This window comes from Flavobacterium sp. AC274 (assembly GCF_979258275.1).
Genome location: NZ_OZ409852.1, coordinates 3,734,165 through 3,754,985 on the forward strand (window position 1 = coordinate 3,734,165; position 20,821 = coordinate 3,754,985).

Genomic DNA, 20,821 nt, shown 5'->3' on the forward strand with positions numbered 1-20,821 from the left:
TTCTAATACAATATTAAGGCAGACTAATAAATTTCGTCAATACTAAAATCAACAGTATAAAGTTTCATTGGTTGCGCCTTTCCCCTTAAAAGTATTTCTCCCTGATGCATATAAGTTACAGGTAAATCTTTTGGCAGAGCTTCTTTTATGGCCTCAGAAATAACAAAATCATGATTAAAATCATTGCATTTGCATTGAATTCTTGACGTTGTATTAAGAAGATCTCCATGATAAACAATTTCTTTTTTTACTTTTCCTACCCAGGTTGTTACAGCATTTCCAATGTGCATTCCGGCCTTAAACTTCGGAATCCTATTATAAGTTTTTAAATAATATTCATTTCTGTTTTTAATACATTGTTTAAGAAGATAAAAGCAATACAAACACCGCTGGTCTTTTAAACCCGTTGCTGTTTTCCAGGTCAGAATAATTTCGTCTCCGGCATATTGATAAACCTCTGCACGTGAAGCCAAAATGGCATCGGTAAAATCGTTGAACAAATCCTGAAGTAATTTGCTATACAGAATATCTCCCAACTCTTCTGCCATTGTGGTGGATGATTTGACATCGACAAACATAAAAATTCGCTCTTCCTGCATCGGACGATGATATCGACCTGTAAAATAATTAGAAAAAAATCGGTTGCTTAACAAACTGCTAATTTCTAAAAACAAAATCAGGAAAATTGATGCACCAAGCGAAAAGATAAAATCTTCAAAAAGACGATTATTAATGTATTTACTTAAAGCTTCCTGATAGGTAAGATGACCCAAAATCTCTGCAAAAACAATCACGAAAAAAAGCAAAAACAATAGTATACAGAAACTATAAATAAGTGCTTTTAAAATCATACTTCCCAAAAAGGAATAGTTATTTAGATGAGTAAGTGTCTTCTCAAAAATAATTACAATAAAACCAATAGAAATTCCAATAATGGTACCGGGCAAAAGTTTTAGATATTGATAATCTGCTCCGGCATTACTAACTGCGGTATAAAGCAAACCCATTGCTCCACCAGCAACAATTGCTTTAAAAATGAGACTGTATTTTTCATAAAAAGGTATCTTAGGCAATTCCATATAACTAGATATTGATGAATTTCAAGGCACTTTTCCTTTATCTTTTAGAAATTTTAAACTTCTTCATAAATAAAAAATACTATTCTAATCAAAAGTAATACAGAATGTTAAGTTTAAAAAATTAATCAATAACAATATCCGGATTAAATTTCAAACCTAAATAAAGCAAATTTCAACGTTAATAAACGGTAACAAAACTGTCTCTGTTACCGCTTTTATTCAGATTTAAATTGTTGCCGGCTCTTTATAAGTTTTCCAATCTATATAACCGTGATTTCCTAATCCATAATGCAAATCACGATTTGGCGGCGTTAATTCCCAGTTGTTTTCCAAACGTTCTACTAAATCCGGATTAGAGATAAACGGTTCTCCAAATCCCGCAATATCAATTGTTCCCGCATCGATAAGCTCCTCAGATTTTTCTCTGGTCATTCCGCCGGCAAGAATAATTAAACCATCATACCAGGAACGAAAACGCTCTATAAAACCCTCTGGCAATGCATGGCTTCCTTTAGATTGCTGATCCATTAAATGGATGTAAACTATATTTCTTTTCTTTAATTCTTTGGCTAAATATTGATACGTTGCTTCTATTTCATCATAATGAGGCAAATCTCCCAAACCTCCGTATGGCGTTAATCTGATGCCTGTCTTTTCATTTCCAATAGCTTTGATAGTGGCATCAATAATTTCTAATAAAAATCTGGAACGATTTTCAATGCTTCCTCCATATTCATCTGTGCGGTTGTTTACAAAAGGATTTAAAAATTGCTCTACCAAATAACCATTTGCGCCATGAATTTCTACACCATCAAATCCTGCTTCAACTGCATTTTTTGCAGCATTTACAAAATCGTTTACAACATCTTTTACTTCGTTTGACGAAAGTGCTTTGGGCTTTGATGCTGCTACAAAACCTTCAATACCATTTTCGTTATATCCCCAGGCCGAAGTATTTTTTGCCTGAATATCTGATGGACCAACGGGCGCGATTCCGTTTGGTTGATTTGAAGTGTGAGAAACCCTGCCCACGTGCCACAATTGAGAAAATATAATGCTTCCTTTTTTATGTACCGCATTGGTTACTTTTTTCCAGCCTTCAATTTGTTGTGGTGTATACAATCCCGGAATGTAAAGTACTCCTTTTGCTGTTGCAGAAATTGCTGTTCCTTCTGTTACAATCAATCCTGCTCCTGCGCGTTGCTTGTAGTAGAGAACATTATTTTCGTTGGGAATACCATCTTCATTTCTTGCTCTTGTCATTGGTGCCATTGCAATACGATTTTTTAATTCTAAAGAGCCAATCTGTGCCGGCTTAAATATATCTGTTTTCATATTCAATTTTAATTTGAAATCTATTATTGTATTTTTTTAATGATTTGATAGTGAAGAAAAAGCTGTTTCTTCACTATCAAATCTCTTGAAATTATTTTTTAATCAACCAGCTTTCAACAGCTCTTGAAAAATCTGCTACATCAATAGGATGTCTGCTTGTGATAATGTTTCCGTCAGTTACAACGGTTTCTTCTAAAACGATTCCGCCCGCATTTTTTAAATCTGACTGAATGTTCCAGTAACCTGTTAATTTTCTTCCTTTCAAAATATCAGCAGATGCCAATACTACCGGAGCGTGACAAATAGCTGCAATTAATTTTCCTGATTTATTAAAATCCTGAATAAATTTTATCACATCTTTATCATAGCGAAGATTATCCGGATTCCAGGCTCCACCGGGAATAAATACAGCATCATAATCACTTACTTTAATCTGATCTGCCGTGCGGTCAAATTTTATCCAGCCCACTGGCTGTAAGTACTGAATAGCCATTACATGTGTTTTTGACATTTCAGGAAATGCAAGCCCGTATCTTTCAGGAGCCGGATTGAATTTTGGAGAAATAATCTCTACCTCTGCTCCCAATTCTTTAAAATACCAAACTGGACCTGTCAATTCAATTTCCTCAAAACCGTCTGCTACAAGAACAGCTATTTTTTTCCTTTAAGAACCGTTTTGTCTTTTACAGGAGTAAAAAGAAAGCTTTTAAGGCTTCGTTTCCTGGTGCATTCAATAATTTTGTTACGGGCATATTTACCACTGCCGATTGAGTAGATAATTGATTTACAACTTCTAACTCATTAGAATAATTTGTTTTCATTTCTTTAGTTTTTACTGTTACCTGAGCTTCTGCGTTTGATAGTGCAAATAGACTTACTATACTTGCTACAATGATTTGTTTACTTGTTTTCATTTTTCTTTAGATTTAATTGTTACTTGTTCTGTTTAAAATTGTTATTCACGAATAAGCGGTGCAAATTCGATAAGGTTGTGAATTCCGTCCTGAAAAGGCTGCTTTTTTATACTCGTATTGAGATAATCAAGTACAGGTTGAATGGGCGGAAAATTGAGATGATACTGAAAAGCTTCATTACTTCTAAATTTTTCAAAAGTCACAAACTGGGTTTTATCATTATCTAACTGAGATAACTGATAAGTTACTACGCCCGGTTCGCTTCGAAATTCTGGCATTGCAATGTGATAAACAGCTTTGAAGTTTTCCTCTGTGCCTGCCTTTGCATCCACAAAAAGCATAATGGTTAATTGCTTATCTTCTGCTTTGCTGGCTCTTCGCCATTCTTGCTTAGAAATAGGTTCTAAATCTTTTACGCTGATTACCTTTTCAGGCTTTGCTAATGCAGAGTTTTCTAATTGTATTACTGCTTTTGACTCTGAATTTTTCCTGAATTTATTCAGTTTGTTTTGATTTGTCCAACGCTCGAATAACCAAATAACTGATTGATTATCTTGTTCAAAATAAGCTTCTGCCATAATATTACTATCATCTGAAAGCGATTTTAGAACATAGTCTCTTATAGCTTTTTCAAATTTTTGCAGATATTCCTTCTTTACCTCGTAACGAGTAATTTTAGCCACTATAACACTTTCTTCAGGTTTAGTTGAAGTTTGTGCGCTTGCAAACGCACTTGCTAACATAAACAACGTTGTAAAAATTACTAACGCTCTTTGAGAAATAGAGAGATTTGTTTTTGCTGTCATAATTTTAAATGTTTAAGGATTATTATTTTTAAAGATTACTTGCTGATAATGATCTTAATTATAAACCAAAATTACTACCACAATCAGCCTCGCGCCAATGAGGCAAATCACTAAAAATGTGTGATCGAAATCACTTTCAATAATTTCAGATTAATGATTTTTCTTTTTGAAAATAAAAACGCCCAAATAATGAAACAGTAAACCCACAGCCCATGCTGAAGTTTGCCATAATGGCTATAAATAAGTTCTGTTTGTAAAAAACCATATTGCCCAAATGATCGGAATCGTTAATACAAATACCAATAAGTGAATTCTAAAACCTTTTGTTGGATTGATTTGAGCAACTGTGTGCCCGTTTGCTAAATTTTTCATGATGTTTAATTTAATAGTTGATTATTTTATTTAAGCTTTTTTCCTAATTGTTCTACTTTTTTCAACCACTTATTTCTTTGGTTTTCTGTTGATTTTCTCATAAAACCAAAAGTTGAAAATTTGACAGGATCAAATCCCACGTAGCCAAAAACAATGTCTTTGAGAATTTGATATTGTGATGCACGATAAATGAGGTAAAACCACCATTTTGGTGTGTCCATCGTAACGAGGAGTCTTAAGCTTTTTCCTTTTAAGAGTTTTTCGGGAAATATTTTTCCTGAGTGATGTTTGAATGCGAAGTCCGGAAGTAGAATTCTGTCTATAAATCCTTTGGTAATAGCGGGCATGAAACCCCACCAGTTTGGATAAGACAAAACAACGTGATCTGCCCACAAGATAAGTTCCTGTGATTGGATTAAATCTTTTTCGAGTTCTAAAGTTTCTCCGTTTTTATATCCGTCAGAAAGATTTACATCAAAATTTAATTTAGAGATATAAATCGTTTTACAGTTTGCTCCTGTAGTTTCTACTCCTTTTCTGTAAGCGTCTAATAATGCATTACAAAAAGAATTTTCAGAAGGATGCCCTAGTATAAGTAAGATATTCGTTTTCATTGCAGTTTCATTTAATTTGACACTGCAAAGATTTTAAATAATCAAAAGGTACTCCTGACACAAATGTGTCAAAAACTATTTATGGGCTAATTTTTGACGAATTCTTGTAAGTGACTGTCTTTCAATTCCCAAAAAACTGCAAAGATGAGATACGGATATTCTGTTAAACAAATCTGAATGGCATTTTATAAAATCGAGATAACGCTCTTCGGCAGTTTGAAATATGAAACTTTCAATACGAGCCTGCTGACGTTTTAAAATTTCTTCGGCAACTAATCTTCCATATTTTTCAAAGCCCGATAAGTTTTCATAGATCCATTGCAAATTTTCATATGAAATGCAGACCATAGTGGTTGGTTCTAAGCATTGAATCGAATATTTACTTGGCTGTTGTGTTATAAAAGCAGGATAATGCGTTGCGTAATCACCTTTGGCATAAAAACCTACGGTGATTTCATTTCCATCATTGTCGATAAAAGAAGAGCGCACTAAGCCATTGGCAATAAAACCAATTGCTTTTTGAACTTTGTTGATAGGAACAAAAAAATCTTTTTTATTTAATTCTTCAATTGTAAGTTTTGAAGCAAACAGAAAAAGCTCATCATCAGTAATATCAGGACAAATTTCCTTAACTGATTTTAAAAGTATTTCTGCTCCTGATTCCATTTGATGATTTATTTTAGATCAAAAAATTATCTACGAATGTTGGTATAATCGACTTAATGTTTCGCGGCTTACTCCCAGATATTCAGCAATTAATTTTTTTGGGATTTTTTGCAACAGACTTGGATATGATTTGGCAAACTCTTCATAACGCTGTTGCGGATTACTGGATAAAAGCAATTTAATTCTTTGTTGTAAAGCAACATATCCATTGGTGAGTTTTATTCTGAAAAAATGTTCCATCTGATGAAGATCAGCTGCTAATTTTTCTCTTGAGTCGAGTGTTAAACAAATCACTTCGCCTTCTTCAAGACATTCAATGTACATTTCTGCTTTTTGCTGTTTAAAAAAAGCATAATAATCAGACATCCACCAGTTTTCCTGAGCAAACTGAACAATATATTCCTTGCCCTGATTATCCAGATAAAAAACTTTATAGATACCGGATATGGCTAAAAAATCATATTTCACCTCATCTCCTTCATGAATTAAATATTGGTGTTTACGTACTTTTTTTACAGAAAAAAAGATTTGATATATTCAAATTCTTCATCGGTAATTGGTGTTATTGCTTCTATATGTTTACGTAAATGCTCCATAATTTTGATAAGTTCCTTAACAAAAATAAAGAAAATTAGCTTATAACTATGTAGACATACAGCCATTACTTTTAAAAATTAAAATGAATTAAGAAATTTTCAAAATAAAAAAACTCCATACTAAATGGAGTTTTTTATAAAACTTAAATCTGTTTTGTTTCAATTAGCAAAAAATGCTATTTTTTAGGGGTTTCTCTGTCTCCCGGAGCTGGATCTCCGTCTTCATTACCTTCATTGCTTCGAGTTGTGCCTCTTGTTCCGGAATTTAATGATGTGCTGTCTCCTGCTTTTATAGCATCAGAATCTGTTGTTGTAGAAGTTCCTGAAGCAGAATTTGTTTTACAAGAAAAAGTGAGTGCCATTAAAAGAACAAACACTAATAATTTGAATTTGAATATAGTTTTCATAATGTAATTTTTTAAATTTATATAAAGCTTTCTCAAATTTACTTAGATGTAAGTTTTATTTGTTTCAATATTTTAACTTTTTGTTACACAATTAAATACAAATCAACATATTACATATTTTATTTAATTATGTAAATTGGTAATAGTAAAAAGAAATAAAAATGGATAAGATAGAAAATAGCAATTTTAAAAGACTTGTTGGTATATGGAAAACCAGTGGAAATATAAAATCAGGTCATGAAAATCTGGAATTAAACGGTATTGACAGTTACGAATTAATACTTGATGGAAATTATATTTTGCATAAAGCAAAAGTAAAAATGGGGAACGATATTAGTGAAACATTTGAAATCTTTAAGTTACAAAACTCAATGGATAAGGCTAAAACACAATATTTTGATTCAAAAGGTGAAGATGGAATAATGACAAGTTCGTTAGTAAAAAATGAATTTAATATCGAAGGAAAAAATTTGAAGTTTACAGGAAACATTAATGATCAAAGCACTTTAATAACAGGTAATTGGTACGCTCAGACTCAAGATGGAAACTGGAATGACTTTATTGAACTGAAACTAGAAAAGCAAAAAAGTAAATAGACTGTAGATCAAAACAGGTATTTTTACTTTAGATCAAAAGCATCAAATAGCTTATTTTTGAAATTACTAAAAATTAAACAACCAAACTTCAAAACATAAACCACCAAAAAACCATGCCCTGGACTATTCTTGAAAAATTATGGGAACGTACTTTGCATCCCTCCGGCCATACTTCTGCAAACACTGCCCAAACCTGGGACAGTGAAATTAAAACTTTATATCAATTGGGTATTAGTATAGAAGATGTTTTGCAGTTTTTGTATTTTGAAAAACCTGATTTTGAAACCTTTAGAATCTGGGTTACGAATAGGTTAAAAAATGAAAATACTAATATTGAAGATTTTGAAGATAAAGTGCTTTCAGAACAAGATCTTCAATTTTGGAATAAAAATGGTTATGTGATTGTAAAAAATGCTATTTCAAAACAAGATTGTAAAGATACCCAACAAGCTATTTGGGATTTCTTAAAAATGGATCCCAATGATAAACAAAGCTGGTATAAAAGACATGAGGATCAAAAAGGATTAATGCTTAATTTTTCGAATCATGAAACTTTAAACAAAAACAGATTTTCTCCAAGAATAAAAAAGCTTATGAGCAGCTTTATAAGACAACCAAAATATACAAAACGATAGATAAAGTAAGTTTTAATCCTCCCGAAACCGAAGATTTTCGTTTTTTAGGAAGTCCGCTTCATTGGGATACCAGCTTAAAACAGCCCATAAAATTTGGATTGCAGGGACTACTCTATCTTAGTGATTGCGGTATTAATGATGGTGCTTTTCATTGTGTTCCGGGATTTCATAATATTATAAATGATTGGCTAAATGATCTCCTGCCAAATGAAAATCCAAGAGAAAAAGCTTTAACCTTAAAAGCTGAACCGATAATTGGCGAGGCTGGTGATTTTATAATCTGGAATAATGCGCTGCCACATTGTGCAACGCCAAACAAGGGAGAAAACCCAAGAATGGTTCAGTATCTAACGTATTTACAAGATGATTATGATACTTATGGAGAATGGCTGTAGCTATTTCAAAAGTTTACTTATTTCCGCACAAATAAAGAATAACAAACTACATCTTTTAATTAAAAAACAAAATGACATTTTAAACAAAGTAAAATGACATTTTGAACAAACTCATTGCTTTAACTTACCGATAACTTTGCCTTATAATAATCAACTAAATATTATAAGAAATGGAAAGTAATAATTATCAGGGAGCAATGCAAAATCCGGTTGGTTCTGGATTTAATGCACAATCAACAACAAATGATGTAATAAAAGGAATTGATCTTACAGGCAAAATTGCTATTGTAACCGGCGGAAATACAGGCATTGGTTTAGAAACTGCCAAAACTCTTGCCTTTGCCGGAGCAACAGTAATAGTTCCTGCCAGAGATATTGAAAAAGCAAAAAAGAATTTACAGAATATACCCAATATAGAATTGGCAGAAATGGATTTAATGAACCCTGATTCTATAGATGCATTTGCACAAAAGTTTTTGCAGTCAGAAAGACCTTTGCATTTACTTATTAATAATGCAGGCATTATGTGGGTTCCTTTTCGAAGAGACAATCGTGGTATCGAATCGCAATTGGCTACAAATTATTTAGCTCAGTTTCAGCTTACAGCGAGATTGTGGCCTGCATTAAAAAAAGCAAATTCTGCACGGGTAATAAATGTATCATCGCAAGGACATCAATTTGCTCCTTTTAATTTTGATGATCCTAATTTTCTACACAGGGAATATGAAACTTTACAGGCATACGGACAATCAAAAACAGCCTGCAATTTATTTGCTCTTGAGTTGGATACTCGTGGTAAAGAATTTGGCGTAAGGTCTTATTCTCTTCACCCGGGATCTATTAATGGAACTGAACTTGGCAGAGAAGCATCATTAGAATTATTTCAAAAAATGGGTTTCTGTGATGCAAATGGTGCTATTTTGCCGGAGATTTTAGCCAACTTAAAAACGATTCCACAAGGTGCCGCAACGACTGTCTGGTGTGCCACAACTGCTCTTCTTGATACTGTTGGAGGTGTTTACTGCGAAGATGTAGAGGTCGCTCCAATAGCAACCGAAACGGCAATATCATCTGGTGTAAAACTATATTCGCTGGATGAAGATAATGCCAAACGTTTATGGATACTTAGTGAAAAAATGAGTGGAATTACATTCAAGGTTAGCTAATGAAATTAAAATAATGTTGTCGGCTTTACTGGCGGCAACATTATTACAAATATAATTTTAATAAATTTGGTGTATGTGTTTTCCAAATAACTATTTATTTAGTCTCTTACATTTTTATAAAACTTAATAATCGCAGACAAATGGAATTTGAGGCAAAATATATAACTCCGGATATTAAGCTTTCTTGTTATGAAGACAAGTTTTTTAAATCAGATATCATATTTGATCAGCATATGCTGGTATGGTTTATTTCGGGGGAAACAAAAATTGTTCAGGCAGATACTATTCACATTTTTAAAAAAGGAGATATTTTTCTTATTCCCAGAAATCAATTGGCCACTATTATCAATTATCCAAAAGATGGTGAGCCGCACAAAACGGTGGTAATGCATTTAACTACTGCCAGACTTAAAGATTTTTATGCAAATCTCGATATTAAGCCCAAAACTTCAATCTCTCCAAAAATAAACTATTATAATAATCATCCCTTATTAGAAAGCTGTCTTACTTCATTGATTCCGTATTTTGATATGACAGAACTTCCGGAAGATATTGCTTCACTCAAAATAACCGAAGCGATCACTATTTTGAGAACTATTGATAAGGAAATAGATAATATTCTCGCAAATTTTGAGGAACCCGGAAAAATTGATTTAGTACATTTTATGGAACGCAATTTTATGTTTAATATGCCATTAGACCGTTTAGGATATTTAACCGGCCGCAGTTTATCGACATTTAATAGAGATTTTAGAAAATACTTTAATACTACTCCTCAAAAATGGCTTACTGCAAAAAGATTAGAATTAGCACATTATGAGCTAACAAAAAACAAGAAAAAAGCCATAGATGTTTGCTATGAAGTTGGCTTTGAAAACCTTTCTCATTTTTCTTTTGCCTTCAAAAAACAATTTGGTTATACTGCCACAGAATTAGTTACTGCCAACCTGGATGTATTGACTAAAAATGGAGATTTGATTGTGTAAAACAAATTTTCGCTTATCTCTTTCATAGCAGTAGATCGCGCGACTATTATATTCTAAAACAATGTTTAACAATACTTTATAATCGTTTTTTTTTCAAAATATTATATTTTATCTGAACAATAAACTCTAAATATTCCAAATTTTAATTATCTTTAAATCCTCCCCAATTTTATAAATCGTTTCCTTGCTATTACAATTATGACCAACCAAAAACCAAAAAATATGAAGTGGTTCAACAATTTAACGCTCGAAAAAATTAGAGGAAAATTTTCAAAATCTATTACTGCCGGCGAAGAATCTGTTCATTTTGAAAAAGGAAAAGAACTTTATGCCGCAAACCAGTTTCAAGAAGCTATCATTCATTTAGACAATGCTATTAGCTCAGGTTCTTATCACGAAGCTTACAAATTAAAAGCAAATTGTCTGCAAAAAATGGATTATCATTACAATGCGATCGAAGATTTTGACAAAGCAATTGAAGCGAATCCTCTGGACTTTTCAAGCTATTATAGTCGCGCGGTTTCTAAAAAAGCTATTTTTGATTTTACCGGACAAATTGAAGATCTACATAATGCCATTTACTACTATAAAAAGAATACAATTTTAGAAAATTCGATATTAAGATCGTTTGAAAGTGATCTTTTATTTGCTAAGATGAGCATTGACGGACTAACAAAAAATGCTGCTGAAATTGCCAAAATTCCTTCTTTGGAAATTAAATCACTTATTACAGATTCATTACATCTTATCAAACAGGTAAAGTTAAAAAATGCAGCTGTGAAATAGCTATAAAAAAATAAGCCCTGAAATTCAGGGCTTATTTTTTATTTTTTCTTTTTCGATTTTGACTTCGATTTTTTAGCTTTCTTTTTAGCAATTTTTTTCGCTTTTGCTTTATCTTTTGCTTTTTTCGCTTTAGCTTTCTTTTTCGCTTTAGCTTTTTGTTTTGCTTTTTTAGCTTTGTCTTTCTTTTTATCCAGTTTCGCTTTTTCTTTTTTCTTAGCTACTTGTTTTTTCTTTTTCTCTTTTTCTTTTTCCTTTTCTTTCATCTTTTTATTCTTCTTTTTAGTATTAGATTTATCTCCCTCTTCTGAAACAATTTCCTCAGTTTCTGTTGAAACTTCAGTAGAAACTGCTTCTTCATTTTGTTCTGCTGTTTCTGATGTTGTAACTGTTGGTGTTTTAACAACTTTAGCAGCGGGTTTCTTTTTTGTATTTGCTGGTTTAGTTTCAGTTTCTTCAGCAATTATTTCATTTCCTGCTTCAACATTGGTTGTGTTTTCATCAGTAGTAATCAAATTGCTATTTTCTGTTTGGTCCTGAGTGTTTGTAATGTCTTTTTCTTTCATGCGGCATGTATTATTTTAGGATTTTACGTGTTTTTTAGCATTAAAGTTATTTTTACTTTATTTTAATGTTATCAAATTATTAACAAATATACTGTTAATACACATTGTCCAATGTTAAGCTTTTAGTTTGAGTGAAAGCTTAACATTGAAAACCTTAAATAATTGATAATCTGAGTATTTATATTTTATTACAAACTTCTTTTTTGACTTTAAAAGCAATCAAAATTAAAAGAGACATAAAAAATATTATAACATTTATATTATGATATAAATAAATTTTGAATAAAAATAAGAGGTAATCTTGAAAAAGGTTAAAAAGACAAAAACCACTTAAAAATTTTAAATGGTTATTCAATTAATTGATCGTATCATTTTCGTTTTGCATCGCCGGCATTAATTTTCGGATACTTTTGTTGATAATGCTTCGTGTAGATTTTTTTTGAGTTCATAATCTCTGGTGCATTTCTCCAATTCGCCAAATAAGATTTGGAACTTGTCATAAAGCAAGTCAAGTTCTTCCATTGCCTTTCTTGTTTTTGCATCTTCTGTCTCTCCTATTTTGTCGCCGGCAATTTTTGACATGTACTCAAATTTACGGAATGCGGCCAATAAAATTCGATGTTCTGCAGAACTTATTCCTTGCATAGTAATTCTGGATATTGAATGGAAATTTTAATTTACGGAGTAACCAATAACGGATCGGCATCGGTATAAACTTTTGAAAGCGGTAATGCGTGCGATTTTACCATTTTTGCTTTGCCTGCGTTTCCTGATATTGCATTTATAGCTGTATTTAATAAAACTTCAGAACGATTTCCTAACGCAAAGACCTCAGGATTTTCAAGTTCATCTGCATTAATTGAAGGATTTATTCCCGCAGAATAACCTCCTTCGTGCTTTGCATTAAATAATTTATAGATAGAAGGATATAAAACCCAGCCTTTTTTGCCCGAAATTCTGTCATCTTCTACAGGAAATCCTGCAACGTCTTTACCAACCGTTTTCTCACCTATCGCAATTACATTTATAAACGGACTTAGATTGTTTATGATTATTTCTGAAGCCGATGCAGTATGTTTTCCGCATAAAATATATACTTTTTGAATATTGGGATGCGTGTTTTTAAGTGCTTCAAAGGTTATACTTTTTTCATTACTTTCTAATGCCTGCTGAAAAGACTGTTTTACAATACCACCGTTTTTATTTCCTTCAAACTCGATAAACAAATCACCTGATTTTATGTTGGGAGCCAAAATAATACTTAACGCCGTTGCCGAAGCTATATCTCCTCCGCCGTTGTAGCGAAGGTCTAAAACTAATTCTGTTATTTCCTTGCTTTTTAATTCCTGAAAAGTCTGCAGGAATAATTTTGCCATACCAACATCAAAATGCGGAATTTCGACATAACCAATTTTAGTTTTTCCGTTTGTAATAACCTGGCTTAAAAGTGGCTGTGTAAACGAGAAACCCTGAGAAATAGCAACTTGTTTTTCATTGTAAAACCCCAGCTGAGCTGAGTATGAAATTAATTTTAAATTTAATTGCGTTGCTGCTGTCATATTTTTGTAGAGGCTGTCGTAATTATTTAAAGTCAATTCGACACCATCAACACTTGTGATTAATTGTCCTCTTGCCAAACCATTATTTTCGGCTGGAGAGTCATACAATGCATATAAAATTACCCCGAGAACCTTGCCTTGATATTCCATAAACGAAATATCAAATCCAAATTTTGCCGCAGGCTTTTTGGTGCGGTTTCCGGTAAAGCGGGATGCATCGCATACGAAAAAACATCATCTGTTTTTAATAACCTTGCAAAATACTCTTTGGGATTTACTGATAAATCGCCCTGATTTGGCATAGCGTCATTCCAACGGTAATATTTTTTCATTTGCCCGTACATCCATTCATTGGTGTATTCATTTGTTCCTTCTGTGTAAACCTGCTCCGGATCATCTGAAGAGCAGGAAGAAAGAATGATAACTTCTATCAAAAGAATAATGCCATAAAAAAGATAGCTTAACGCTTTATTTTTCATTTTAAAATCTATAAATATGAATTCAATTTTATTATTCCCGATATTATTTTCTTTATTTAAAAACAAAATAATCTACCAAATTTAAATTTCCGTCTACGCTGGCAAAAGCACCGTTTGCGTCTTGTTTTTCATCTAAAACTATTAGTTTAGATTTGTTAACAGACATGGTTAAAATAACGATAACCTTTTTTCCCGGAACGTACGATTCTGTTGTTCCGTGTTTTACCAATTCCATTAAAATTGTAGGAGGCGAACTATACGGAAATTCAATAAAAGAACTAAATTGATCTTTGTTGATATTCTCAACTTTACCAATTGTCTGGCCGTTAATTTTACGCAGGATTCCGTCAAGATTCCCTTCATATCCGCTTTTAGAATATAAATTTTGAGTAGGAAATATAAACTTATAACCCGTATTTCCTGTTTTACTTAAAACCCCTGGCTTTATTGCTGAAATGTTCTCTATCCAGATGTTTTCTTTTGCAAAAAACGAGATTGTATCAATGGTTTTTTCGGCAGTAAAATTATAGCTGCGAAAAACCTTTTTTGTTGCTTTATCAGTTATTTCAAAAGTTTTTGATTTATCCCCAAAATAAACAAACTGATACTCTGTCTCAATTTTTTTTGTGAAAGCCGTTTTTTTATCTTTCTCTTTCCCTATTTCAATAAGTTTTCCGTTTACATTTATTTGTATAGAATCATTCAGGGCGCTATAACCTGTTATAACGACTTTTCCGGGTACATTGGTTTCTGTACCATAATACGGAATCAATTCGTCGTTGGTACAAGATTCAAAAAATGCAATTATGATAGAGAAAATTAATACTCTTGTCAAGATATTCTTCATATTCAGTTTTATTTATTGTAAAGGTTTTAAGTATCGGAAATCATAAAAATTCCAAATTTATTTTTTGATGAATTTTAATTTTTTAGAAACACCATTGTTAGAAACTGCAAGGAAATAAAAGCCTTGTGGCAAATCGCTAACTGATAAATTTTCTGGTTTATATGGAGATTCTTTAACTAAAATTCCGTTTGCATTATAAATTTTTAATGCTGTTTCTTCGTTTTGATATTGTTCTGCCAATTGCAATTGTAAACTTTCCTGAACCGGATTTTGGTTTATTCTGCAAATCTGAGATTCTAATTCAACATCATCAACACCCAAAAGTGTTTCGGCAGTAACAGAGATTTTATCAATTTCGTAACCAATAAAAGGAAAACCAAGTTTAGTTCCTAATGCTATGTAAACTGCTGTTTCTCCAGTAAATTCGGAAATATCTACCGTATAATCTTTAAACTCTGCTTCTTCAGCTGATGTTCTTTCTAAAGTTACTGTACTTATAAGTGTAAATGTAGCAGGATCCGGCGAAGTAGAACCATATACAAAAAGATCCTGATTAGCGTCGTAAATACTAGTTTGTGCATGTAGTATCAAGGATAGTTTTCCGGAATAAAAAGAAGCATCAATGGCAGGTGATATTGCAAAATTATCTTCGGTAGTTTCAAGTGGAGTTCCTCCATTCGCTAAATCAATATTATAAGTACCTAAAACATCAATAGTACCGTCTATAACACCACCTGTACCTGCATCAAATTGAATGTTTTTTCTTGCAAACCAATTACTTCCATTCCCATCTCTGTCTAATAAAGTCCAGTCAGAAACATCAGCATCATCAAAATCATCTTCCCATATTGTAAATTGAGCAGATGCTATTGTTGTCATCATTATAAATAATACTAAAAGTAGATTTTTTTTCATTTTTTAAAATTTTAAATTTTATTTTAAAACATGGGCAGATACAGATCTGCCCATGTAGTTTTAATAATTAACCTCTGTATAAATTAAAAATTAGTAAACTTTGTCCAAGTGTTAGTCCAAAGAGCTTCGGTTCTAAATGCACCAGTACTTCCTGTTAAATTAAGCACGCCATCATTAAAGAAAGGCTGTGTAAGACCCCATTTTGGAGCTGGATTTGCAGTTGAAATACTTGTACCCAAACCTGAGAAAGTTGTTCCTGCTGGAAGAGCTACATTATCAAACCCGTGGATTGATACTCTTAAATAAGAAGAACTGGCCTGAGTTGATGGAGCTTCATATCTAACTCCTGTGTTGTATCCTGTAACGGTTGCATCAGTTAAACTTATTTGTCCTAATCTGCGTACGTGAATAGCATTTTCGTATAAATCAGCAACTGTAGTTGAGCTTACACCAATAATTGACAATTGATTAAGAACAGGACGTGTAATGATACCAGTTGTAGCAGGTGTTCCTGAAGCATTATTATCTAACTCAATACCGTTAGAATCAGGATTTCCGCTGCTCAAACTGTGGCTAGAATTACTATCAGCAATTGCAATCGCTTTTGTAATTGTACCTGTGTAACCAAAATCGAAATCGAAGTTATCATCATCCGGTGCAAAAGAAACTAAATGTGTAGCACTTACTGTTCCTCCAAAAAACTCAAATGAATCATCTCTACCGTATGATACCTGAATGTGGTTAACTGTTGTACCAGAACCAACTCCACCAAATGTTAATCCGTTGATTTCTATATCAGGAGAAGTAGTTATAATACGTCCTGCAAATTCGATACGAACATATTGTAAAGTTCCTGCATTATGAGCATTGTTAGAACCTCCATAGTAAAAATCAGAAACATTAGGCTGATCTCCTAATCCTTCGATAATGTTATTATCCAATCCGTTATTTACAACAGCGTCACCTAATATAACAACACCTCCAAAATCTCCAGGAGTAGCTGTAGTAGCAGCACCGTCTAATAAATTGTAACTTGTAAAAATAATCGGAGCAGTTGCTGTTCCTTGTGCATCAATTTTACCTGTTTTAGTAATTACAAGAACTCCTGTAGCAACTCCTACGGCTAAAGGTTTTGCCTTAATGAATGTACCAGCCTGAATAGTTAATGTAGCACCAGATTTTACACGAACTACACCTTCAATTTCCCAAACTTTATCGCTTGTCCAGGTAGTGTTTGTTGTAATATCCCCACTAACAGTTTGTACTGTTCCAGGATATCCACTGTAGTCAGCACCAGCAGCTTTCATAGAAAAAGAAGAATCAGCAGTTGAATCATCATTTTGGCAAGAGCTCACAGCCAGAGCAATCATTGCACATAGAAAAAATTTTTTCATAATAATTTATTTAATGCTATATTTGCTGCAATTACAAACTAGGCCTTTGGAGAGAGCAGCAAAATATCTTTCCTCAGGTCTTTCTCTTTTTTGGTAAAGTTCTTTTCTATAAACGATCCCGCTTTACCATCGGGGTTTATACCTAATATTCCGTCTTTTACTCATAGGATTTTTTTAACGCAGTAAAAGGTTTGCTTTCCATTCTTCTAAAATTTATATCAAATTATTTAGAGAACATCTTAAAGTACTTTATTCCATTTTTGCTTCATGCACTAAACAAAAAAGAAATCTAATACTTACAACTAAATACATTAGCATTTGAAAAATCAAAATATCATCCCCTGATTTTATTGTTAACGGTTTCTTAATATGCATAACAATCACCGCCATAAAGCACCAAAATCTTCCTGATTATTAAATATTTAAAAGGAATAATTAATGGATATACTTATCGTTCTTCCGTTTTTTGCTTTAAATAATTCCTGATCAATATCCTGATCGAATTTATCTGTCGCTCCGGCTCCAAGAGCAAATCCCTCCCTTGGGTTAGATCCAATAGGAACGTCTTGTCTCTTACTGTAACTATTAAAGTTGTTGTATGTTTCTATACTGGTATCAAACAGGTTTTTTAGACTGCATTTTAATTCCAGGTTTCTTTCTTTAAAGAATTTATAACTCACCTGCGCATCTGTTATACCATAAGGTTTACGAATTTCCTCGGCACCGTATTCAAATCCCACCAGTATATATTGATCGCCAACAGCACTATGCTTAATACTAAATCCTAAACGCTCACCCACATAGTCTAAACCAAAATTATAACTGTACGGCGATTGCCCATACAATGGTCTGTTTGCCTCATACAGAATACCAGATCCGTCTAATCTTTGATACGATCTTACCTTGGTAGAATTTACAGTAGCATTACCGTTAATAAACAAGTTTTTTAGGGTTTGGCCTTCGCCTAAAAAGGAAAGACTTTTATAAAATTCTACTTCAAAACCCCAAAGTTTAGCGTCATAGGAGTTTATGTTATAAACATTTCTTTCTAATGATGAACTTAGTGCTCCTACACTTTCAATAGGGTCTTTTATATCTTTATGATACACACCAAAGGACAAAATTTCACCACCGGAAGGAAACCATTCCATTTTAAAATCATAATTATTGGCAACACTTGAAACAATTCCACCGGTATAATTATATATAAAATAAGAACGAATAGGATCAAAATATGGGATATTCAAACGTTCTGCAAACTGAGGGCGTAAAACAGATCTGTTATACCCTAATCGAACATTCATTTTATTAGTAGGGCTAATAATCAAGCTGGCTGAGGGTAAAAATTGCCATAACTTATCATCTTTTTGTTCTTGTTCAAAACTACCAGAATCTATAGACTGACTTTCAATTTGCGTGTAAAGGTAACTTTCTGCTCTGGCGCCCCAGACAAAGCGTACAAAGCGCCCCATTTTATTGTCAAGCATTAAAAACGGCGAATGTACTTTGATATCTCCAACATATTGATTACCATATTTAAAGCCGCCAAACCAGCCATAACCACCGTAGTAATAGTTTGATCCGTCTAAAAATTCTTTCAGTGAACCATAAATATTTCCTCTGTCAGTTTCCTGACCAAAGGTTTCTAATTTAACGGATACCTGTTGATTGGTTGCTTTTTTATAAGTCCCGAAGTATCCGGCTTTGATATCGTTTGTAAAAGAATCACTAAAATTAAATGAGTATTTAAAATTAATTGCTGCGTTATAATCAATCTCGTCATTTTTAAAATTACTTCTTCTAATATTTTGGGTTGCATTATAAACATCGTAATAAACCAGCATATCGTCACCAATTTTTCTTCGGTCCATATTTATAAATGTGGCGTCTTTAGTGTCTTTTGTAACATTTCCGTAAGCACCATACCAGTTGATTTCAAGCTTATTAAACTTGTGATTTCCTTCAATTTTATTCTGAATAAAAGTCGTATAAACCGGATAATTAGTCTCTGCTGTTCTGGCCAATGTAGTTTTATCCAATATATCATCAATCGGAACTCCGTTATCCCAGCCTGTAATTTGGGTTAATTGACTGTTATAAATATGCATTACAGTATTACGGGCTGTAATTTTATGATTATCAAACTGAATTGCCGCATTAAACATTCCGCCCAAAGTTGAATTAAAATTATAAGTAGCTCCGGAATTCTTAAACCCGTATTTATTAAAGGTAGAATATGCTACAGTTTCGTTGTCTGCAGAAAACTCTGAATTGCTTTTGTATTTCCCTCTTTCTGTATGCTCAATATCTAATTTTTCCTGCGTATTCTTAAAAATTAAAGACCCTGTAAATCCCCATTTATTATTGTCTTGTAATTTATAATTTCGTCCAATACCAAATTGAAGTGTAGTACCGGGAGCCGCATACGTTTTATAAGTAGTTAAATTATCCTCTGTAAATTGTTTTGATTCGCGGATAGAAATATTCGGATCTGCTGCATCACTTTTTACATTTTGCGCAGTTAGATTGTCGGCACTAGGAAAATCACGTCTTCCATCATCAAATCCCCAATAATCATAATCGCCTTCCTGCTTTGTAAGTCGTTCTTTAAACGTGCTTCTGCTATTGTATGAAGTACTGATAGAAAAATTGGTGAAATTTTCTTTTGGAATGTCCTTTGTTTTTATCTCCACATAACCTCCGGCAAAATTCGCGTACATATCCGGAGTGGCCGATTTGCTCACCACAATACTTTCTACAATCGAAGTTGGAATAATGTCAAAAGAAAAGTTTTGCTGATAGGCATCTGTACTTGGCAGGGCAATTCCATCCATAACAGCCTGGTTCCATCTTTCGCCCATAGAACGCACCACCACGTATTTATCACCCACAGTTGTTACTCCCGTGATACGTTTTAATGAACTTGCAACGTCTCTGTCCGGCGTTCTGGCAATTTGTTCGGCAGAAATACCATCAGAAAATTGAGGCGCTTTTTTTGCTGCAGCAACATTCCTTCAACCGAAGCTGTAGCTTTTTTATAATCCTGAATAATCACGACTTCTTTCAATGATTGTGTATCTTCTTTTAATGACACAACCAATGGCGTTTCCTGATCTTCGAGCACTTTTACACCCGTAATTTTTTGTGTTTGAAACGAAATAGCGCTTATCTCGATGGTATAATCACCCGGTTCTAATTCCAGAACATAATTACCATCAATATCAGATTGCACGCCATAATTAAGGCCCGCCACTTTTATATTTACGCCTGGCAGCGAAAGTCCGTTTACATCAACAACTTTACCCGTTACTTTTCCTTTCTTTTTTTTTGCCCGTATCTTTACTGTTTACGGCTATATTATTTTGATTTCTTCTGAAATTTAGATTGGTCATACTTTGCAAATCCGTCAAAATTTCGTCGATAGAAACATTGTCTTTTTTTAATGTAACTAATGGCAAACTCAAATCGAGATCTTTTTGATAGATAAATTGATACGGAGTCTGGGATTTTAAATTATCTATTATTTTTTGAGGCGTAGAATTTTTAAAATCAACCGAAACGGTGCCGGTTTGCGAATAAATAGTGTGCGTTCCAAAAAGGAAACCGAAAAACAAAATCCAAATGGCAAACTGCCTGGAAAAATCATTGTTCATAATTGATAATTGTTAGTTTATTAGAATTAATTTTTATATGATATTTTGGGTTAAATTT

The 20,821-nt window shown here is 33.0% G+C and carries 26 protein-coding genes; 6 read left to right on the plus strand and 20 right to left on the minus strand.

Annotation, left to right across the window (positions count from 1 at the left end):
• Nucleotides 1–23: 23 nt before the first annotated feature.
• The 10 genes from ACZZZT_RS16730 to ACZZZT_RS16775 all read right to left on the minus strand — a co-directional run bounded on the left by ACZZZT_RS16730 (nt 24) and on the right by ACZZZT_RS16775 (nt 6,789).
• Entirely contained in the window at nt 24–1,079 is a 1,056-nt protein-coding gene (locus ACZZZT_RS16730) for an adenylate/guanylate cyclase domain-containing protein (RefSeq protein WP_463461226.1), read from the minus strand.
• Nucleotides 1,080–1,304: 225 nt separating this feature from the next.
• Nucleotides 1,305–2,414: an alkene reductase gene (locus ACZZZT_RS16735; protein WP_463461227.1), complete on the minus strand. Its 1,110-nt coding sequence runs from the start codon at nt 2,412–2,414 to the stop codon at nt 1,305–1,307.
• Nucleotides 2,415–2,505: 91 nt separating this feature from the next.
• Nucleotides 2,506–3,069 (minus strand): DJ-1/PfpI/YhbO family deglycase/protease, encoded by a 564-nt coding sequence (locus ACZZZT_RS16740; RefSeq protein WP_042563485.1) that lies wholly within the window; start codon nt 3,067–3,069, stop codon nt 2,506–2,508.
• Between the two features lie 28 nt (nt 3,070–3,097).
• Nucleotides 3,098–3,328: a hypothetical protein gene (locus tag ACZZZT_RS16745; RefSeq protein WP_463461228.1), complete on the minus strand. Its 231-nt coding sequence runs from the start codon at nt 3,326–3,328 to the stop codon at nt 3,098–3,100.
• 41 nt (nt 3,329–3,369) lie between these two features.
• Nucleotides 3,370–4,134 (minus strand): putative quinol monooxygenase, encoded by a 765-nt coding sequence (locus tag ACZZZT_RS16750; protein WP_463461229.1) that lies wholly within the window; start codon nt 4,132–4,134, stop codon nt 3,370–3,372.
• A 234-nt stretch (nt 4,135–4,368) separates the two neighbouring features.
• The gene (locus ACZZZT_RS16755; protein ID WP_463461230.1) at nt 4,369–4,506 is read right to left on the minus strand and encodes a hypothetical protein; all 138 of its coding nucleotides are present in this window, start codon (nt 4,504–4,506) and stop codon (nt 4,369–4,371) included.
• Between the two features lie 26 nt (nt 4,507–4,532).
• Nucleotides 4,533–5,120 (minus strand): NAD(P)H-dependent oxidoreductase, encoded by a 588-nt coding sequence (locus tag ACZZZT_RS16760; RefSeq protein WP_463461231.1) that lies wholly within the window; start codon nt 5,118–5,120, stop codon nt 4,533–4,535.
• 75 nt (nt 5,121–5,195) lie between these two features.
• Nucleotides 5,196–5,786, minus strand: coding sequence for a Crp/Fnr family transcriptional regulator (locus ACZZZT_RS16765; RefSeq protein ID WP_463461232.1), 591 nt, complete (start codon nt 5,784–5,786; stop codon nt 5,196–5,198).
• A 30-nt stretch (nt 5,787–5,816) separates the two neighbouring features.
• The gene (locus ACZZZT_RS16770; RefSeq protein WP_463461233.1) at nt 5,817–6,254 is read right to left on the minus strand and encodes a Crp/Fnr family transcriptional regulator; all 438 of its coding nucleotides are present in this window, start codon (nt 6,252–6,254) and stop codon (nt 5,817–5,819) included.
• Between the two features lie 304 nt (nt 6,255–6,558).
• Complete coding sequence (locus ACZZZT_RS16775; RefSeq protein ID WP_073393992.1) at nt 6,559–6,789, minus strand: hypothetical protein; 231 nt, start codon at nt 6,787–6,789, stop codon at nt 6,559–6,561.
• Nucleotides 6,790–6,950: 161 nt separating this feature from the next.
• Here ACZZZT_RS16775 and ACZZZT_RS16780 point away from each other — a divergent pair, with 161 nt between their 5' ends.
• The 6 genes from ACZZZT_RS16780 to ACZZZT_RS16805 all read left to right on the plus strand — a co-directional run bounded on the left by ACZZZT_RS16780 (nt 6,951) and on the right by ACZZZT_RS16805 (nt 11,353).
• The gene (locus ACZZZT_RS16780; RefSeq protein ID WP_463461234.1) at nt 6,951–7,385 is read left to right on the plus strand and encodes a hypothetical protein; all 435 of its coding nucleotides are present in this window, start codon (nt 6,951–6,953) and stop codon (nt 7,383–7,385) included.
• Nucleotides 7,386–7,498: 113 nt separating this feature from the next.
• Nucleotides 7,499–8,020, plus strand: a complete 522-nt coding sequence (locus ACZZZT_RS16785) for a phytanoyl-CoA dioxygenase family protein (protein WP_463461235.1) — start codon at nt 7,499–7,501, stop codon at nt 8,018–8,020.
• Complete coding sequence (locus ACZZZT_RS16790) at nt 8,017–8,415, plus strand: phytanoyl-CoA dioxygenase family protein (protein WP_463462453.1); 399 nt, start codon at nt 8,017–8,019, stop codon at nt 8,413–8,415. Before ACZZZT_RS16785 ends, ACZZZT_RS16790 begins: the two co-directional genes overlap by 4 nt.
• A gap of 170 nt (nt 8,416–8,585) precedes the next feature.
• On the plus strand, nt 8,586–9,581 hold the full coding sequence (locus ACZZZT_RS16795) for an SDR family NAD(P)-dependent oxidoreductase (protein WP_463461236.1): 996 nt from the start codon (nt 8,586–8,588) through the stop codon (nt 9,579–9,581).
• Between the two features lie 140 nt (nt 9,582–9,721).
• Nucleotides 9,722–10,567 (plus strand): helix-turn-helix domain-containing protein, encoded by an 846-nt coding sequence (locus tag ACZZZT_RS16800; protein ID WP_463461237.1) that lies wholly within the window; start codon nt 9,722–9,724, stop codon nt 10,565–10,567.
• A 222-nt stretch (nt 10,568–10,789) separates the two neighbouring features.
• Nucleotides 10,790–11,353 carry a tetratricopeptide repeat protein gene (locus ACZZZT_RS16805; RefSeq protein ID WP_463461238.1) on the plus strand — a complete coding sequence of 188 codons (564 nt, stop codon included), beginning with the start codon at nt 10,790–10,792 and terminating at the stop codon, nt 11,351–11,353.
• 38 nt (nt 11,354–11,391) lie between these two features.
• Here ACZZZT_RS16805 and ACZZZT_RS16810 read toward each other — a convergent pair whose 3' ends face one another.
• From ACZZZT_RS16810 to ACZZZT_RS16855, 10 genes are all read right to left on the minus strand, one after another.
• Nucleotides 11,392–11,916 (minus strand): hypothetical protein, encoded by a 525-nt coding sequence (locus ACZZZT_RS16810; RefSeq protein WP_463461239.1) that lies wholly within the window; start codon nt 11,914–11,916, stop codon nt 11,392–11,394.
• A gap of 393 nt (nt 11,917–12,309) precedes the next feature.
• Nucleotides 12,310–12,561: a hypothetical protein gene (locus ACZZZT_RS16815; RefSeq protein ID WP_463461240.1), complete on the minus strand. Its 252-nt coding sequence runs from the start codon at nt 12,559–12,561 to the stop codon at nt 12,310–12,312.
• A gap of 32 nt (nt 12,562–12,593) precedes the next feature.
• Nucleotides 12,594–13,625 carry a S41 family peptidase gene (locus tag ACZZZT_RS16820; RefSeq protein WP_463461241.1) on the minus strand — a complete coding sequence of 344 codons (1,032 nt, stop codon included), beginning with the start codon at nt 13,623–13,625 and terminating at the stop codon, nt 12,594–12,596.
• Nucleotides 13,595–13,954 carry a hypothetical protein gene (locus tag ACZZZT_RS16825; protein ID WP_463461242.1) on the minus strand — a complete coding sequence of 120 codons (360 nt, stop codon included), beginning with the start codon at nt 13,952–13,954 and terminating at the stop codon, nt 13,595–13,597. Before ACZZZT_RS16825 ends, ACZZZT_RS16820 begins: the two co-directional genes overlap by 31 nt.
• A 52-nt stretch (nt 13,955–14,006) precedes the next feature.
• Nucleotides 14,007–14,801 carry a hypothetical protein gene (locus ACZZZT_RS16830; RefSeq protein WP_463461243.1) on the minus strand — a complete coding sequence of 265 codons (795 nt, stop codon included), beginning with the start codon at nt 14,799–14,801 and terminating at the stop codon, nt 14,007–14,009.
• A gap of 57 nt (nt 14,802–14,858) precedes the next feature.
• Nucleotides 14,859–15,716, minus strand: coding sequence for a T9SS type A sorting domain-containing protein (locus ACZZZT_RS16835; protein ID WP_463461244.1), 858 nt, complete (start codon nt 15,714–15,716; stop codon nt 14,859–14,861).
• Nucleotides 15,717–15,799: 83 nt separating this feature from the next.
• Nucleotides 15,800–17,110: a hypothetical protein gene (locus ACZZZT_RS16840; protein WP_463461245.1), complete on the minus strand. Its 1,311-nt coding sequence runs from the start codon at nt 17,108–17,110 to the stop codon at nt 15,800–15,802.
• 422 nt (nt 17,111–17,532) lie between these two features.
• Nucleotides 17,533–20,079, minus strand: a complete 2,547-nt coding sequence (locus tag ACZZZT_RS16845) for a TonB-dependent receptor domain-containing protein (protein WP_463462454.1) — start codon at nt 20,077–20,079, stop codon at nt 17,533–17,535.
• On the minus strand, nt 20,025–20,363 hold the full coding sequence (locus ACZZZT_RS16850) for a carboxypeptidase-like regulatory domain-containing protein (RefSeq protein WP_463461246.1): 339 nt from the start codon (nt 20,361–20,363) through the stop codon (nt 20,025–20,027). Before ACZZZT_RS16850 ends, ACZZZT_RS16845 begins: the two co-directional genes overlap by 55 nt.
• Nucleotides 20,364–20,409: 46 nt before the next feature.
• Nucleotides 20,410–20,763 carry an STN domain-containing protein gene (locus ACZZZT_RS16855; protein ID WP_463461247.1) on the minus strand — a complete coding sequence of 118 codons (354 nt, stop codon included), beginning with the start codon at nt 20,761–20,763 and terminating at the stop codon, nt 20,410–20,412.
• Nucleotides 20,764–20,821: the final 58 nt, after the last annotated feature.